The sequence below is a fragment of the Variovorax sp. GW821-FHT06D12 genome (genome assembly GCF_059419205.1).
Genome location: NZ_JBWKRI010000001.1, coordinates 1,082,192 through 1,099,594 on the forward strand (window position 1 = coordinate 1,082,192; position 17,403 = coordinate 1,099,594).

6 protein-coding genes are annotated in these 17,403 nt (G+C 73.2%); 1 reads left to right on the top strand and 5 read right to left on the bottom strand.

Features of this window, described 5'->3' with window-relative positions; all coding sequences use genetic code 11:
- Nucleotides 1–101: 101 nt before the first annotated feature.
- The 4 genes from AC07SQ_RS05010 to AC07SQ_RS05025 all read right to left on the bottom strand — a co-directional run bounded on the left by AC07SQ_RS05010 (nucleotide 102) and on the right by AC07SQ_RS05025 (nucleotide 16,187).
- A complete protein-coding gene (locus AC07SQ_RS05010; protein WP_495270555.1) occupies nucleotides 102–13,757 on the bottom strand; it encodes a filamentous hemagglutinin family protein in 13,656 nt (4,551 codons plus the stop codon).
- A gap of 153 nt (nucleotides 13,758–13,910) precedes the next feature.
- A complete protein-coding gene (locus AC07SQ_RS05015) occupies nucleotides 13,911–14,912 on the bottom strand; it encodes a FecR family protein (protein ID WP_495270554.1) in 1,002 nt (333 codons plus the stop codon).
- On the bottom strand, nucleotides 14,899–15,459 hold the full coding sequence (locus AC07SQ_RS05020) for an RNA polymerase sigma factor (protein WP_095745876.1): 561 nt from the start codon (nucleotides 15,457–15,459) through the stop codon (nucleotides 14,899–14,901). Before AC07SQ_RS05020 ends, AC07SQ_RS05015 begins: the two co-directional genes overlap by 14 nt.
- A gap of 5 nt (nucleotides 15,460–15,464) precedes the next feature.
- The gene (locus AC07SQ_RS05025; protein ID WP_495270553.1) at nucleotides 15,465–16,187 is read right to left on the bottom strand and encodes a secretin and TonB N-terminal domain-containing protein; all 723 of its coding nucleotides are present in this window, start codon (nucleotides 16,185–16,187) and stop codon (nucleotides 15,465–15,467) included.
- A gap of 234 nt (nucleotides 16,188–16,421) precedes the next feature.
- Between AC07SQ_RS05025 and AC07SQ_RS05030 the strand changes: the two genes are divergently transcribed.
- Nucleotides 16,422–16,793, top strand: a complete 372-nt coding sequence (locus AC07SQ_RS05030) for a hypothetical protein (protein WP_307635531.1) — start codon at nucleotides 16,422–16,424, stop codon at nucleotides 16,791–16,793.
- 235 nt (nucleotides 16,794–17,028) lie between these two features.
- Here AC07SQ_RS05030 and AC07SQ_RS05035 read toward each other — a convergent pair whose 3' ends face one another.
- A complete protein-coding gene (locus AC07SQ_RS05035) occupies nucleotides 17,029–17,286 on the bottom strand; it encodes a hypothetical protein (protein WP_062482654.1) in 258 nt (85 codons plus the stop codon).
- Nucleotides 17,287–17,403: the final 117 nt, after the last annotated feature.

Here is a 17,403-nt window from a genome sequence, read left to right on the forward strand (position 1 = left end):
GGTCCGGCGCGGCGGGTTTCGCGCACATAAGAAGAAGGGCCTCCGCATGGGAGGCCCTTCTGTTTTTTCCGCCTGCGCGGGTAGCGCAAAGGTTCAGCGCCTCAGCGTTTCAGCCCTCGCTGCTCGCCCGGCGTGAGCGACTGCATCTGCGCGGTCGTGAGCGCGCCCGCGCCGAGCACCTGCACCACGCCCCTGGGGTCGTAGGCCGCGCCGCTGCGCTCGCGGCCGGCACCGCCGCCACCGCCCTCGCCGCCCGCGGGTTCGTTGCCGAAGCCGAGCACGCGCACGGTGAACACCGAGGGCAGCGCCTGGCGCTGCGCCGCGCGGTCGCGCTGCACGGCGTCCTGCGCCGCGGTGGCGGCCTGCGAGGCGGCGGCGCTGGCGTTGGTGAGCGCGCCCACGTTCACCGCCGCCACCACCGGGACGCCGGTGGACTTGCCCTGCACCTGGATGTTCTCGGCATTGGCCACGCGCAGCGCCGCCAGGTTCACGTTGCCCGACACGCGGATGCCCGCCTCGCCGGCGTCGATGGTGCCCAGCGGCGCGATCAGGTCGATGTCGCCCGGCGGCACCTCGGGGATCGGGTTCAGCGTGGCGATGCCGGCGCCGGTGTTGGGCGTGGTCGGCGACAGGCTGACGTTGCCGGCGTCGTCGTACAGGCGCCGCTGCGGCGTGTAGACCACGGTCGACTTGGAGCCGCGCCCGGCGTTGATGTCACCCTGCGCCGACCAGGCCAGGATGCCGCCGCCGAAGGTGGTGAAGATGCGGCTCTGGCCCAGCAGGATGCTGTCCAGCGAATAGATCTGCACCTCGCCCGCGCCCTGCGTCAGCACGCCCGAGCCCTCGCCCGGCACGAAGCCGCCGTCCACCCCCACCAGCGTGCGCCCGCCCGGCACGAGGATGTTCACGTTGCCGCCGAAGTTGGTGTGGATGCCGGCATCGAGCGCGTCGTACACGCCGATGTCGCTGGGCCGGCCGGCGGCCGTCCAGGCGTCGCGCCGCAGGTAGCTCTTGCCGGCCTGCGGGCGCTTGGTGAACGGGTCCGAGCTGCTCGCGTAGTAGTTGGCGCTGCTGAACATGGTCAGGTCGCCCTGGTAGCAGCGCGCGCTGCCGTCGGCGCCCTGCGCCGGGAACAGCGTGGCGATGGCCTCGCGCCCGCGCAGGTAGCTGCCCCGGCGCGGGCCGCCCTCCTCGTTGTACTCGCGCCCGCCGGCGCGCAGTTCGGCGAAGTACACGTTGCGCAGGTACACCTGCTGCTGCTCGGGTGGCAGCGCGGCGAAGAAGGCCTGCGCGTCCATGGTGGCGGCGTCGAAGTGGCGGCCCTGGCTGTTGCGCCCGCCGAAGCGGTCGCGCAGCCAGTTCACCAGGTGCAGGCCTTCGGCCAGGCCGAACTCGCGCACCAGGTCGCGGCGCGTGCTGCCGCCGCCTTCGCTGCGCTGGCCGTCGATCTCGGCCTGCTTGCGCTTGAGGTAGGCATCGGCGCCGGCCTCGTCGCCGCCGTAGCCGAACTGCTGCGACAGCCAGCCGGCCAGCGTGAGCTCGCCGCCGTAGCTGTACAGCGCGGTGCCGGGCTGGTCGGCGAAGGGCTGGCCGCTCGCGGCGCGGCGCTTGGGGTCGAGGTAACGCGCGGCGAAGCCGGCCCAGTCCGGCCCGTCGCGGCCCACGCCCACCGCCACCGAGATGCCGGCGCCGCTGCTGCGGTCGCCCGGCTTCACGTTGACGATGGCGCCCAGGCTCTTGAGCTCGCCCTTGTCGGCCATGTACAGCTCGCGCCCGGCGCTCAGTACCAGCTCGCCGGGGCCGGCGATGTGGAAGCTGCTGTTGCGGATGTCGCGCCCGGCCTCCACCACCGACACGTCGTCGGCGTGGCGGTGCACGATCAGGTTGCCGCGCGCCGAGGCGGCGTTCAGCGTCTGCGGCTGCGACGGCAGTTCCGGCCGGCCGGGGAAGTCGCGCCCGCGCCAGCCCGCGCCCTCCGACGGCACGAGATCGACCTCGCCCAGCGCGGTGCCGGCACCGACGATGTCGCGCCCGGCGCGGATCGCCACCGGGCCGGCGCCTTCGTACCAGAGCCCGTTCGGCGTCGCCACGCCGGTGTTGGAGCCGCGGTAGACGATCGAGCCGGTGCGCAGGCCCACGATGTCGCCCTCCAGCGCATAGAAGCGCGACGGCGGCTGGCCCGCCGGCGCCACGTCGGCCACGCTGGGCGAGGTGAGCGTGAACAGCGGAAAGCGCAGCCACGAATTCTGGCCGTCCAGTGCAATGGAGGGCAGCAGCGCGTCGGCGGCCGTGTTGTGGATCAGCTCGCGGCCGTACCAGAGTTCGCCGCCCAGCGCGGCGAAGCCCGGCTGGAACGGGTCCACCAGCCGCGACGGATCGGCGCCCGAGGGCGTGATGGTGTAGCCCGCCGCGTGAATGGAGTCGCGCGCCAGCAGCTCCAGCTGCGCGGTGCGCTTCACCGCGTACTGCGGGCCGACCGGCGACGGCGCCAGCGTGAGGCTCCAGGGCGACAGCACCGGCCCGTTGCTCGACTCGTCGCGCACGCCCGAGCTCGCGCTGCCGTAGTACAGGCTGCCGCTGGCCGCCAGCGCGCGCAGCACCGCCGGGTAGACGAAGCGGCCGTCGGTCGCCTGGTGGTTGGTGCGATCGCCCAGGTCGGTCCAGCCCAGCGTGGGCGTGAGGTTGCCGCCGGCGCTGAAGAGGTCGATCGCGGTCGACGGCGTCCACAGCGAGAACCAGGTCCAGCCCTCGCCCGGGTGCTGCGTGCCGTTGGCGCTGAAGGGCGTGCCGTGCGTGAGCGTGGGCACGCGCCCCGGATCGGCCACGCCGCCCAGCACCAGGTCGCCGCGCGCGTCGAGACGCACGCCGGCATCGCCGGGAATCAGCACCGGGCCGCCCGAGGCGATCGACGAGCCGGCGACGTAGGGGCTGAGCGCGCGCGAGTCCTTCGGGCCGGGCGTGCCGAAGTCCAGCTCGATGCCGCCCACCGCGCCGCTTTCCAGCCGCAGCGCGCCACGCAGGTTGGCGAAGACCCCGTTCAGGTCCAGCCGCATGCGGTCGTAGCGCTGGAGGCTGCCGGCCTGCCAGGTGGTGCTGGCGGGCACGGCGCGCACCTCGGGCGCCGGGTTCAGCGTGCCGCCGATGCGCACGTCCAGGTCGCCGCCGCCGGTCAGCAGCAGCTCGCCCGCGCGCGTCACGCGGCCGGTGCTGCCCACGGCGAGATGCAGGCCCTGGCTGCGTGCCACGTAGGTGGCGCTGTGGTCGCCCATCTGCTCCATCATCCCGGCGTTGCCGCCGGTCTCGAACACCAGGTTGCCGCCGCCCAGCGTGCCGATGCCGGTGAAGCCGACCAGGTAGGGCCAGAGGCCGCCGAGGTCGTAGGTCGTGCCTTCGTGGCCCGCGACGTAGCTGCCGAAGTTGATCCACCACGCGGTGGGCACGCCCTCGGCGCCCGGCACCACGCTGCCGGTGCCCTGGCGCCACAGCCAGTTGCCGAGCATGGCGCTGGGCATCTGCTTGCGGAAGATGCCCAGTTCGTCGGTCGTGCGGCGCATGTTGCCGCGCACGCCGATGGTGTCGCCGCGCGCATCGCCCTGCACACGCATGCGCAGGTTGCCGCCGTGGTCGGGGTACCAGGCGCGGTACAGGCTCTGGCTGTCGACGAACTGCTCGAAGATGTCGTAGCCGCCGTTGAGCACCGTGCCTTGCGGGCCCTTGGCGCGCGGCAGGTGAAAGTCGGCGTCGTCCGCGCGCGCCGCGGCGCGGGTGCCGGCGGTGTAGATGCCGTAGGGCGAGCGCTGCGTGAAGTCGTTGCCCGCCAGCAGGTCCAGGTCGCCGGTGCCGGTGCGCACCACGCTGAACAGCGGCTGGCGCACGGGGTAGGACTTGAAGTCCCAGACCTCGGGGGTCTCGGAGACCAGGTCGCAATAGCCGATGTCGCACATGCCCCAGGACACCTCCTCCGGCGTGAGGATCACGCCCTTTCCGCCCAGGCCTTCGTCCTCCGCCTGCTGGTTCCAGGACCACACCTTGCCGCCGGAGACCAGCTCCTTGGTGAAGGCGTTGCCGTAGTGCGTGTCGGCCAGCAGCAGGTCGCGCTGCGGCCCGCGCGGCTGCAGCGCGCGGCTGTCGGCGGCCTGCGTGTCGGCGCCGGCCACCAGGCGCATCGACCACGACTGCGAGCCCTCGGCCAGCATCGGCGCGATGGCGAAGTTGCGGCCCTGGTTGCCGTCGCCGTCGGCCAGGCGCAGCCGGACCGACGCCGCGCCGCCGGGCAGCACGACCACCGTCTCAGCCGGGATGACGGCGCCGCGCTGCAGCGGCACCTCGCGCGCCAGCACCGGGCCGTTGTAGCGGTAGAACGGCGGCTGGTTGACGTCCAGCACGGCGCCGTCGGGGAACGGCAGCGGCACGCCGACCGGCCACAGCATCGGGCCGACCTTGGCCGCGCCCGCCAGCCGCACGCCGGGGTCCAGCTGCATGTTCGCGCCCAGCACGAGCGGCTGCGCCAGCACGGTGCCGGCCGCATGAAGGACCTGGCCGGACGCATCGCGCACCGCGCCGCCGAGCACGGTGCCCGCGGGCAGCGTGTAGCCCTCGGTGAGCACCGCGCGCACCGGCAGCACGGTGCCGGCCGCCAGGCTCATGGCCTTGAGCGGCGCCTGGAAGTTGAGCGCGCGCCCGGGCTGCAGGAAGGTGTTCTCGGCCAGCGTGACCACGCCGCCGCGCGGCACCACCACGTCGCCGCCGAAGGGCACGCGCCCTTTCAGCAGCACCCAGCCGTCGTCGTCGCGCGTGGCCGGCAGCGCCGAGGTGTCGAAGCCGTCGTTGATGCTGCCGTGGATCTTCAGGTTGCCGCCCGCGCGCATCACCAGTGCGCCGGCCTCGCCCGAGCCGTAGACGCCGGTGCGCTGCGTGCGCGCGTTGAGGCTGTCGTAGCGGAAGGCCGAGAGGTCGAGGTCGCCGTCGATCTGCAGGTCGCCATCGGGCGTGCGGCTCACGATCTGCACGCCGGGGCGCAGGTGGAAGGCATCGCCGTACGCGCGCAGGCCGGCCAGCCGGCCGTCGACCAGTGCGCCGTTGGCCAGCACGTTGCGCATGAAGGCCGTGCTGTCCTCGTGCTTGGCCTGCAGGTAGGCCTGGTCGATGCGCTGGTAGGGCCGCCCGCTGATGTCCGGGTCGGTGCCCGTGGGCGCGTCGTCGTAGCGGAAGAAGCCGTTGACGGTGATCGTGCGCGCGCCCTCGATGCGCTGCGTGCCGCCGGCGTCGATGTCGATGTCGTTGCCGCGCGCGCCGCCCAGGCGCGGCGCGTTGAGTTCCACCGTGCCGAAGGCGCGCGGCGTGCCGTCGGTGCCGGCGCGCAGGTCCATACGCGCGCCGCTCTCCAGCACGAGACGGCCCTTGCCGCTGTCGATCTCGATGGTGGCGCGGTTGGGCGCCTCGATGGCCTGGCCGTAGCTGTCCACGCGCAGCCGCGTGCCGTGCGCATCGAGCAGCGCGTTGCCGCCGAGGGTGACGCCGTCGCGCGCCGCCAGCCGGATGCTGCCGACCTGCACGCCGCCGGCGTCCACAGTGCCGGCCACGGTGAGGTGGCCGCCGTCGACCGAGAGGTTGATCTCGCGCGCCTTCAGCTCGTCGCCCACCACCAGGTCGCCCTGCTTGAGCTGGAAGCTGCGCTCGCCGACCACGCCGCCATCGGTCAGGCGGTGGTTCAGGCCGGCGAAGTCGGCCAGGCGCTGCGCGCGCACGTCGATGCGCCCGGCCGCGTAGGGCACCGCGGTGCCGCCCGCGTCGTACTCGCCGCTGCTGCCGCCGGCGATGCGGCCCAGCAACTCGACCTGGCCGGCGCCCGCGCCGAGCGCGGTGACGGCCAGCCGGCCCGCGCGGTTGTTCTGCGCCGACAGGTCGATCTGCGCGCCCGCGGCCTGGCGCACGTTGCCCGTGCGGCTTTCGATCTCCACGTCGCCGCCCCAGCTGTACTTGTCGACGTCGAAGAAGCGCAGGCGCCGCCCGGCCAGGTCCAGCCGCGCGCCGTCGTGCAGCTGCACGTCGCCGTCGGCGCGCAGCACCAGCTTGCCGCTGGGCAGCACCACCGCGGTGTCGAGCGTCACGCTGCGCCCGTCGATGGCGATCTCGGCGCCGAGCGCGCGCGATGCTTCGGCGTCGGTCATCGCGCCCGGCTGCATGCCTTGCGGCACGGCTACGCGCACGTCGCCGCCGGCGGTGTAGCGCATCACCGAGCCGGCCTCGCCGGTCAAAAGCGGCGTGTCGATGCGCAGCGTGCCGCCCGTGCGCACGTAGCCCTTGGCGGCCTCGTCCCACGCGCCCTGCGACTGGTAGACCGAGAGCGATCCCTTCTGCCGCGCCGTGACCTGCTCGCTGGCGTTGAGTTGCACCTCGCCGAAGCCCAGCACCAGCCGGTCCATGTCGTGCACGGTGTCCACGCGCATGTCGCGCGCGGCGCCCAGTTCGATGCGCCGCGCGTCGATCTGCAGCCGGCCGCTGCCGGTGCCCGCGCCGCCGGTGGCCACCAGGCCGGGCGGCGTGCGCGTGCCGTTCCACACCAGCACGTCGGTGTGGATGCGCGCCACGCTGTCGGCATCGCCCCAGCCGTAGATGGCGGGCGTGGTCAGCATCAGGCGCGCGATCGTCGACTGGCCGGTGGCGGGGTCGATGGTCGACAGCTGCGTGGAGCCGAAGAAGTTGACCGCGTCGCGCACGGTGAACACCAGGTTTTCCAGCGCCGGTGCGCCGGTGCTGGTGTCGCCGCGCAGCAGGCGGTCGAGCACGGACTGGTTCAGCGTCAGGCCCGGCGGCAGCGCGCCGCGCGCGGCGGCGTCGCCCAGCGCGCGTTCGCCGCCCACGTTGATGCCGCCCAGCGCCAGCACCAGGTTGCGCGTGCCGTAGCGCGTGCTCTCGCCCAGCGTGAAGGCCTGGTCGGTGGCGGCGGTGATGGTGCCTTCGGAATACAGCCGCGCGCCGGCGCTGCAGCTGCCGCTGGAGGCGCACACGCCGATGTCGATGCGGCCGGGGCCCGTTTGTCCGCCGCTGGACGCGGACGGCGGCTGGATGTCGATCCAGCCGTTGGACACCGCCAGCACGCTGCGCAAGCCCGGCTCGTAGATGTAGCCGCGGCGCGAGTCCCAGGCCGCCGGCCCGCGGCCCAGCGTGTCGATGCCGGCACCGGACTCGACGGTGATGCCCGAGTCGCGGCGGTCGGTGACCAGGAACACCTCGCCCGCGCGCAGCACCGCGCCCTCGCGCAGCACGATGCCCTCGGCCGCGCTGCTGAAGCCCAGGCGGTTGGCGTCCCTCAGCCGGTCGGCCGCGGTGGCGTCCTGCACGAAGGTGCCCGCCGGCGCGCCGCCGATGGCCAGCTGCGCGGCGCCGATGGCGTTGAGGTCGCGCGCATGCAGCGAGGTGCCCTTGAAGTCCGGCGTGGGCGCGGCGCCGTCGCCCAGCACCTCGAAGGAGCGCGCCGTTCCGCCGAGCACCAGCGCCGTGCCGCCCATGCCGTCGCCCACCGTGGCGTAGCGCGCGGTGCCGGCGAAGCGCAGCGCGGGTTCGCCGGGCATCTCGCCCGCCGAGCCCTTCAGGCCGAACTGGAAGCGCAGCGCCTTGGCGTCGCGCTCCAGCAGCGGACGCGGCACGCCGTCGCGCAGCGCCTGCGCCACGGCGAAGTCGGCATAGCCGGTCTCGTTGTACTGCGCGTAGGTGCGCAGCACGTCGCCCGGCGTGAACACCGCCTGCAGCGGCAGCGCGTCGTGGATGCCGGTGCCGGCCACGCCCAGCTGCGCGGGCGCGGTGTAGGAGCCGTTGCGCATCGCCGTCGCGCTGCCCGGGGCGCCGACCTGCGCGGCCAGCCCGTTGAGCTCGACGCGGAAGGCGCCGGGCAGCAGCGCGTAGGCAGAGGGCATCAGCGTGTAGCGGCCCGGCGGCAAGCCGGGCACGCCAGCACCGACGGTGATCTGCCGGCCTACTGCCGGATCGCTCGCGCCCTTCTCGGCGCCGAGCGGCGCCTGCAGCGGCTGCACGCCCGGCACGATGGCATAGACCGGGTTGGTGGCCAGGCCGGGCAGCACGAAGCCCTTGCGCTGCGCGCCCACCTGCACCAGCGGGTGCATGCGCGCGTCGGTGGAGCCGCCGCGCCCGGCCAGGAAGGCGGTGCCGGTGAGCGTGCCGCCGCCCGACATGTCGAGCACCGCGCCCTCGCGCACGTCCACCGCATGGCCGGACAGCGTGATGGCCGGGCCGACGCCGGGCACGCGGTAGGCCACGTCCTTGCCGTTGAAGAGGTAGGTCAGCCCGTCCTGCGTGCCGCCGTAGGGCATCAGCAGCCCGTCGGCGCTGACCGAGGTCAGGCTGCCCGCATGCAGTTGCACGGTGCTGGTGGAGGTGTCGCCGAAGACGCTGCCCAGCGCGATGCCGCCCAGCGGCGCGCGCAGCACGCCGCGCTGCTCGATGTGGGCGGCGTGGAAGGTGAGCGAACCGAAGGCCGACTGCGGCATGGCCGGCGTGTCGCCCACGCGCTCGATCACCAGCCGACGGTTCATGTCCATCTCGGCCTGGCGAGTGCCCCACTTGTCGATGACGTTGCGCTGGCCGACCTGCACCAGCCCGCTGTCGCCGGTGGCCGGGTAGATCTGCGCCGCCGCCAGCGTGAGGTCGCCCGGCACGTAGAACCTGGCGTTGTTCGACAGGCGCAGGTCGCCGCTGCTGCGCAGCAACGTGTGGTCGAAGGCGTTGCGCTCAACGACCAGGTCCTCGGGCACGTTGCGCACGATGGTGCCGCGCACGCCCTGCTGCACCATGCCCGCCAGGTCGATGAGCTGCGCGTCCAGCCGCAGCGAACTGCCGGCCGACACCAGCGGCACGCCCAGCGTGCCGGCCCCTCCGCCGGCGTTGCGCGAGCCGAGCACCGGGTTGGGCAGGATGTAGTCGTCGATCTGGGTGCGCCCGCTGGCGGCCAGGCGGATGTAAGGCGCCGCCAGGGCCACACGCGCATCGGGCGCGGACGCATCCGCCAGGGCCAGCGCGGTGGTGGTCAGGCGCAGGCTCTGGCCGAGCGAGAGATCGACGCTGCCGTCGAAGGACAGCATGCCGTGGCTGAGCAGTGACAGGTTGTCGAAGCCGCCGTCGTGGATGCGGTCGACGCCGATGCGCGCCGTGCCGTAGGCCAGGGCGCCGTGCGCCTGGCCGGGGCGCAGGCCGGCGGCATCGGCCACCGCGCTGCGGCCCTGCATCTGCGCCAGCAGCATCTCGCGCGGCACGCGCACCGCGTCGTCGACGTTCTCGCCCTTCAGGTTGTAGCGCGCCACCGTGCCGTAGATGGGCGTGTCCAGGTTCAGCGCCAGCATGCCGCCGGCCGCGCCCGCGCCGCCCGCCGCGGCGCGCAGGTCACCGTCCAGGAACAGGCCGCGGAAAGAACTCAGCGCGATGGTGCCGCCGTGGCTGGCGACCTCGGTCGCGCCACGGCCCGCCAGGTCGAGCGTCGCCGAGGTGCCCGAGGCCTCCAGCCGCGCGCCGGGGCGCAGCACCACGAAGGCATCGGCCGCGTCCAGCTGCGTGGCATCGAGCACATGGCGCGCGCCGATCTCGATGGTGCCGCCGTTGGCCACCTGGCCGTAGCGGTGGCCGCGCGCGTCGGTGGCCACCACCGGGCGCGCGGCGACGTCGATCAGCGCGTGCTCGCCGATCCAGTACGAGCGTGCGTTGGGCATGCCGTCGGCCAGGTTGCGTGCGTTGCCCGTGCCGTGATCGCCCGGCAGCAGCGAGACGCGCCCGCCCCAGGCCGACAGCGTGCCATCGACCGTGATCTGGTCGTTGCCGCGCAGCGTGAGCGTGCGGCCGGGGTCGAGCGCGATGTGGGCGCCCTCGCCCACCACCAGCGGCGCGCGCTGGTAGAGCGTGCCGGCCTCCAGCGTCAGGTCGGCGCCGGCGCGCTGGGTGAGCTTCTGCTTCACCGGATCGTCCTGGTACACCGGCGGCGTCCACAGCGGCAGCGCGGTGGACGGGTCGGCGCCGGTGGGCGCGAGCGCGCCGGCGACGGGGTCGAAGCGCTGCACAGGCATGCGCACGTCCACGCGCGCGCCGTCGGCCACGGCCACGCCGTCCTGGCCGCGCACCGTGTACTGCGCGAAGCCGCTCTGGAACAGGCCGGTGTCCAGGCGCAGCAGCGGCTGCACCGCGACCGCGCGCGGCAGCGCGTTGCCGGCGACGATCGGCGTGCCCGCGGGCATCACGGTGTCGGCGGCGGCCACCGTGCCGGCCTTGTATGACATGGTCTTGGGCGGAATCGGCAGGCCCGAGGGGAACACGTCCTTGGGCAGCACGTAGCCCTGGGCCAGCAGGGTGATGGCCGCTAGCACGCTGCCGGCCGGCACCGTCTGACCCGGCTCGTAGCCCTTGCCGTCGAGCAGGAACGCCTGCGTGCCCGGCGGCACCACCCAGTCGGCGCCGGTGATGACGGTGCGCGCGTTGCTGACGCCGGGTTGCACGCTCTCCTTGAGCGCCTCGCCCGGCAGCGCGCGCGACACCGTGACGGCGAAGTCCATCGGGATCTCGCTGCCGGCCGCGATCACGTAGTCACCGGCCAGCCGCAGGTGCACGGTGCTGCTGCGCCCCGCCGCAAGCTGCCCGTCGCCGCCCGCAGGCAATTCGCCGATGCCGATGGCCGCGCCGTTGGCCAGCGTCAGCTTGCCGCCGCCCTTCACGCCATGGCCGCGCACCTCGCCGTCCATGCGCAGCGTGCCCGGGCCCGCGCCTTCGTTGCCGGGCTGGGCCGCCATCAGCGTCACGTCGCCGCCGCGCCCGCCGCGCAGTTCGTTGCCGGCCAGCAGCGCCGCGCCGCCCGACACGTCGACCAGGCTGCGCGCGCCGAGCACGACATCGCCGGTACTGCGCAGCGTGACCTGCCCGCCGTCCACGTAAGGCAGGCCCTCGATGCGGTCGGGCGACTGCGCGATGTGGCTCCACAGGCCGCGCGCATCCAGCCGCACGCCCTCGCCCACCACCACGCGCGGCGCGTAGCCGATCGGCAGCACGTCGGCAATGGAGATGTCGACCCAGCTGCCGCCGTTGGCGCTGGCAAAGCGGCTGACCAGGTCGCCCAGCGCGATGCTGCCGCCGCGCGCGACCAGGTCGGCCTCCACCGTCACCGTGGGCGCGTGCAGTGCGATGCCGCCGCCGGGCGCGACAGCGAGGGCCGACGTCACCGCCACCGTGTCGTTCGCATAGGCGACGACGCCGCCCAGGCGCTGGCGCTGCAGCCATTGGCTGTCGATGCGCACATGGCCCGCGAGCTCCTTCGGCAGCGCCTCGCCGGCGGCCAGCGCATCGGCCAGCGCGGCGGGCGAGATCGGCGCCTCGGCGAAGGTGACGCGGTCGACCCGCGCGGAGGGGTTGTCGCGCAGCAGGCCGGTGGCGGCGTCGTAGACCGGCGCCACGCCGCCGATGACCAGGCGCCCGGCCAGCGGGGCCGCGGTCTGCAGCTGGCGGTAGCTGTCCAGGCCGGCATCGCGCTTGCGCTGCTGGCGCTCGCCCTGGAACACGGTGGCGTCAATGTCGCCCTCGAGCACCGCGGCGCGCGTGCCGACCTGCACCTGGCCGGCATCGCGGCCCACGGTGTAGCCGTTTTCCAGCCGCTCGCGCGGTGCGATCAGCGGGTTATAGAAGTAGCCGGTGGTGGTCTTGCCCCAGCGCGCGTGCTCGTCTTCGAAGCCGCGGTACAGCCCGGTGTAGACGATGTCGGCCGGCGCGGTCGACAGGTTGTACAGGCGCCCGTCGGGGCCCTTGAGCCAGCTCTGCTGCAGCCGGCCGGTCTGCACGTCGAGCGTGCCGCCGGCCACGTTGATGCGCGAGCCGCGCTGCGTGACCAGCTCGCCGCCGGCGAAGGCCACCGTGCCGCCCGACGCGGCCCATTCGCCGACGGTGTGGCCGTCGGTGTTGAGGTAGCCGCCGACCTCCAGCAGCCCGCCGCCGGTGTACCAGCGCTCGCCGGCGTAGCCGTTGACGCCGGCCGCCACGCGCACGAGGTCGCGGCGGTCGATCCACATGTCCAGGTTGTTCAGGCGCTTGCCGTCGCGGTTGAGTGGCGCGTCGCGCTGCTCGTTGCCCTGCACGTTGATCTTCACGTTGTTGGACGCCATGGCCACGCCGACGCCGACCGCGCCGGCCACGTCGATGGCGGCGCCGCTGGCCACGCGCGTTCGGCGCTCGGCGCGCGCCTGCACCTGGCCGCCGGTGGCCAGGGTGAGCGAGCCGCCGTCGAAGTCGATGTCGCCGGCCGAGTCGATCTTCACCAGCGACTGGTCGCGGCGGTTGTAGCCGCCGTCGCTCAGACGCATCGAGTCCTTCAGCAGGGTGTCGCGCTGCACGTCGAGCGCGGTCGCGCCGTCGTTCTCCAGCACGATCGCGCTGGTGCTCTGCGGCGCCAGCGTCACGCGCGCCTCGCCCGCTTCGCCCACCGCCCGCAGGTGCAGCGTGCCGCGCGTGTTGACCGAGCTGCTGGACAGCAGCACGCCCTGCTGCTCCACGGTCTTGCCGACCAGGGTCACGTCGCCGGTCGGCGCGGCGATCAGGCCGGTGTTGCGCACGCGGCCGGCGGCGCTGCCGGCCAGGCGCAGCGGATCGACCTCGTTGCCGCGCGTGCTCGAGTCGCTGTTGCCGTCGGTGCCCATGCCCTTGCGGATCACGAAGGCGTCGCCGGCGGCCAGCACGGTCTGGCCGTTGGCGGTCGTGATGCTGCCGTGGTTGTGCGCCTCGCGCCCGGCCAGCAGCACATAGCCGCCGCCCTCGGTGACGCTGGTGGGCCGGCGCGTGGCGATGCGCGCGCCGGGCTCCACCACCACGTCGGCGGTGGCCGCGCGGTGCGTGGCGCCGGTGGCGTGGAGCACCAGGTCGTTGGCCAGCACCGGCACCTGGGTGCTGCCGCGCGTTTCGCTGTACAGGCCTCGCTTGAACTGCGCGTCGCTCATGCCCACGGCCGCGGCCACGAGATTGCGCGTGTCGACCTGGCTGCTGCCGCTGAACACGATGCCGTTGCGGTTCACGACCATCACCGTGCCATCGGCCTGGATCTGCCCCTGGATCTGCGAGGGCCGCGCCTTCGGGTCGTTCACGCGGTTGAGCACCGACCAGCTGGCCTGCTGGTCGAACTTCACGGTGGTGTTGCGCCCGACGTTGAAGGTCTCCCAGTTGAGGATCGCCTTGTCGGCCGTCTGCTCGACCGTGACCACGGTGCGGCCCGCGGCCTGGCGCTGCGAATCGGTCGTGAGCGGGCGCGCGTTGTGCCAGCCGGCGGTGAGCGCGTTCGTGTCGACCTTCAGGCCGCCTTCGGCCAGGCCGTCGGGCACCGACGGATCGTGCTGCGCGGCGGCGCGCGCCGCGGCCTGCGCCGACTGCTGCGCCGCGATGGCGCGCGCCGCCAGGTTCAGGTTGCCGAGGGACTGCTGCAGCTGTTCGTTCGCACGCTGCTGCTGCGCCTGCGGCCCCGCGAGCATCGCGGCGGGCAGGCCGTTGGGCAGGCGGCCGGTGGCGAGCGCGGTGCTCTGCGCCATGTTCTTCTGTGCCATCCAGGCGCCGCTGAACGCCTGCTGCGCCTGCGCGCCGTCGAACGCGGCGCCGCCGGCCAGCAGCAGCGCGATGGCGCGCACCAGCGGCGTGAGCCGGACCTGCGCGAATGCGGCAGACGAATAAGAAGAAGAGGACGCGTTCGGCGGGTTGCGCCGGGACACCGTGCGGCGGCTGCTGCGTTGCATGCGGACTTCCATGGGTTCGTGTTTCGTTGCTCGATCGGGGCCACGAAGCGCAAGGGCCCGTGGACTACCGAGCTATGACAGCGAAGGTCCGGCGCGACTGCACCATGTCACGAAATCTTCACGAACACGCGGATCGGCACGCTGCAACGCACTTCAGGCGCTGGCGGCGCCCAGCAGCACGATGCCGCCGGGCAGCTGCGTGAGTTCGGCGCCGTACACGTCGCGCACGAGAAAGGCCACGTCGTCCAGCCGGTCGATGGAGAAGCTGGCCTGCACGCGGCTGCGGCCCAGCGCCTCGTTCGTGAGGATGAGCCGGCCGTGGCGATAGCGGTTGACCTCGGCCACCACCTCGGACAGCGGCACCTGGTCGAACACCAGCTGGCGGCGGCGCCACGCGACGACGGGGCCGGTGTCCACGCCCGTCACGACGCCGAGCCCCGCGGGGCCGTAGCGCAGCTGCCGGCCTGCATCGAGCCGCGCCTGCTGCGTGCCTTGCGCCACGTCGACCTGGCCCGCGAGGCAGGTCACGCAGACCTCGCCGTCGAGATGGCGGATGTTGAAGCGCGCGCGCACGGCCGACACCGTGCCGCCGCCCGCCGCGACCGTGACGCGCGCCGAGGCCGGGCCGCCGGCCAGCACCTCGGCCTCGCCGGACACCAGTTCGATGGCTTCGCCCGCGCTCTCCGTCGTGCCGCGCCGCAGGTTGATGCGCGTCTGCGTGTTCATCTGCAGCACCACGCCGTCGCCCATGGCGACCTCGCGCTGCTCGCCGGTGGCGGTGCGGTAGTCGTCGCCCCACTCGGCGACCGAGGGCCACAGCGCCAGCGGCGGCGACACCGCGAGGTAGGTGACCGACGCCGCGACCGCGCCACCCAGGAAGGCACGGCGTCCGGGCACCGGCAAACGGCGGTGGGCCGCCTCGCGCGCTTCCTGCTGGCGCACGCGCTGCGCGGCCGGCGCCATGGCCTGCCACACCTGGCGTGCTTGCACGAAGGCCTGCGCGTGCTCGCGGCTGCGCGCGCACCAGCACCGGAAGGCCTGGGCGTCGTCTTCGGTGGCCTGTTGCGAGCCGAGCCGCACCACCCAGGCTTGCGCTTCGCGTTGCAGGGTCTGCTTCATGGCCTCGGTCGCCTGGGATTCTTCAGCGGTCATCATGGGGAGACTGTTTTCCGGCGCCAGGACCGAAGCGCTGGATGAAATCCCGGCCGAGCCGCTCGCAGCAATGTTCCAGGCCGGCGCGCAATTCCTTCTCGACAGTGCGCGCCGACACGCCGTAGCGCGCCGCGATGTCCTTGTGCGGCATCTCGTCGACGCGCGCGGCCAGCACGATGGCGCGGCGGCGGCGCGGCAGCTCGGCCAGCGCGCGCTCGAGCGCCTCGAGTTCGTTGCGCGCCTCGGCGCCGCGCGCGGGGTCGGCGGCCTCGTCGGCCATGTCGTACAGCGCCTCGACCTCGCCCACGCTCAGCAGCCGCGAATTGCTCTTGCGCTGGTCTTCCGCCACGTTGAGCGCGATGCGGAACAGGTAGGCCGAGGGGTAGCGCACGGCGCTGCGCACGGTCGAGTTCTCCACGCGCAGGTAGGCTTCCTGCAGCGCGTCGTTGGCGAGGTCTTCCGAACCGAGGCGGTGGTGCAGGTGCTTGCGGAACTGCGCATAGCGCGCGAGGAACAGCGCGCGCAGCGAGGCCTTGATCGATTCGGACATGCGACTCAGCCTGCGCGCGCGCGCAGGTACGGCCGGCAATCGCGCGCCGGGTCGGGGCGCGGGGTCAGCAGCAGCGTGACGGGCTGCGGCAGCGCGGCCGGCGGCGCTGTGTCCAGGCCGAGCGTGCGCAGGCTGGCGAGCACCGTGGCGTCGCGCGCCGGCACGCCGCTGCCCTCGAGCAGGCGGGCCTCGGTGACGGCGCCTGCCGGGTCGATCCACAACTGGACCGCAAGCCGGTAGCGGCCGAAGGCGTCGGGCTGCGCGATGCACAGCACGCGCGTGACCGCGCCCTGCAGCACGGCCGCGTAGGCCTGCAAGGCCGGGACGTTTCCGGCCGGGGCGGCGCCCGCCGGCGCGCGTTCGTCGGGGACGGCGGTCGCCGGCTGTGCCGGCACGAGCGTGAACGCGCTGGCGCCGGTGTAGCGCGCCACCAGCCCGGTGCCCACGAGCATCCGCTGCAGCGCGTCGCGCGGCGCGAAGTCGCCCTGCACCGGCGACGCCTCGCGGCCGTCGGTGAGGCGGCTGGTGACGAGCACCGAGTGACCGGTGAGGTGGCCGAAGACGGCGAGGGAGCGCGCCAACGGCTGCGCCGGCAGGTCGAAATGCAGCGCCGGCGCGTCGCTCGCCATGTCGTCGGCTGCCGCGGCGTGGGCGGCGCACATCACCAGCGCCATGACCAGGCACCAGGACCGTGTCAGGCCACCGCCCGATGCGGAAGTACGTGTCATGTGACGGAGGATCAACAGCAGCAACGAAGGGTCTGGAAAGCGGCCGTCCGCCGTGCGGCCCGGGTGAGCGTGCGGGCGAGACTAGCGACCGTGCATGACCGACATGTGACGTTTCGTTCACACTTCCGACCTCGCGAGATTCCGTCTTCTTCCTGACTTGCACGCGGTCCAGACTGCCCGGTTGGCCGTGATCGCGGCACGGCGTTTCTTCTTCTTTTTTCCTGGGGTGCAACGATGCGCGTCGGTGTGTGGCTGTTCGGCGTGATGCTCTCGGTGATCGGCACTGGCGCGGCGGCGCAGACGACGCCTTCCGGCGGCGGCGAGGCCGACGGCAGCTGCGTCGAAGTGGTGGTGAACGGCGAGCGCACGCCCGCCTACGACTGCCTGACCCGCAAGCTCGCGCCCACGATGCCGGCACGCGGACCTGACGACGCCGCGCCCGGGCTGGCGTCGGAAGCGATCACGCAACGGCCCGGCAATCAGCTGGGCTTGTTCAACCGCGCAGCGACCGGGCATCGCATGGGCAACACCTTCGGCACCTCGGTGTATCCGCAGCGTCCGCCGCCAGCGGTGTACACCTCGCCGCTGCTGCCGGCGCGGCCCTGAGCGAGGCCATGCGGGAAAAGAGGCCGGGCGTTCAGAGTTGCTGGGTCACCAGCACCACGAACCCGGCCAGCGAAATGGCGACGCCCATGGCTTTCCTGAAGGTCTTCAACATGTCGTGTGCTCCATCGGTGAGATCCGTGAGCCTCGATGGTGCGCCGCCTGCGGGTGCAGCGGGTTTGGCAATCCCGATGGCCGGGATAGAAAAACTTCAACCGCGGGGTGCGGATGAACCCGCTCAGCTCGCCCGTGCGCCGGTCCGGGCTTCGGCGAGCGACAGGCGCTCGCGGGCGAACTGGCTGGCCCGCAGGCGCACGCGCGCGACCGCGGCGTCCAGCGAGGGTTGCTGCATGAAGACGAGCACGCCGCGCTTGAGCCCGCGCAGGCGGAGTTCGGCCACGCCGGCATAGCGGCCGCCGGTGGTCTGGCGGATGTCGATCTCGCTGGACCAACCGTCGGAAAGTTCGACGAAAAGATGTTGCTGTGTGGCGCTCATGTCAGTGAGGAGCTTAGGGCTACTGCCGGCGCCGCCCTAGGACATAGTTCCTAGGTATTAGCATTTAATTTCGTTTAATAACAATTTCACGCGCTTCGCGCAAAGGGACACCATGTG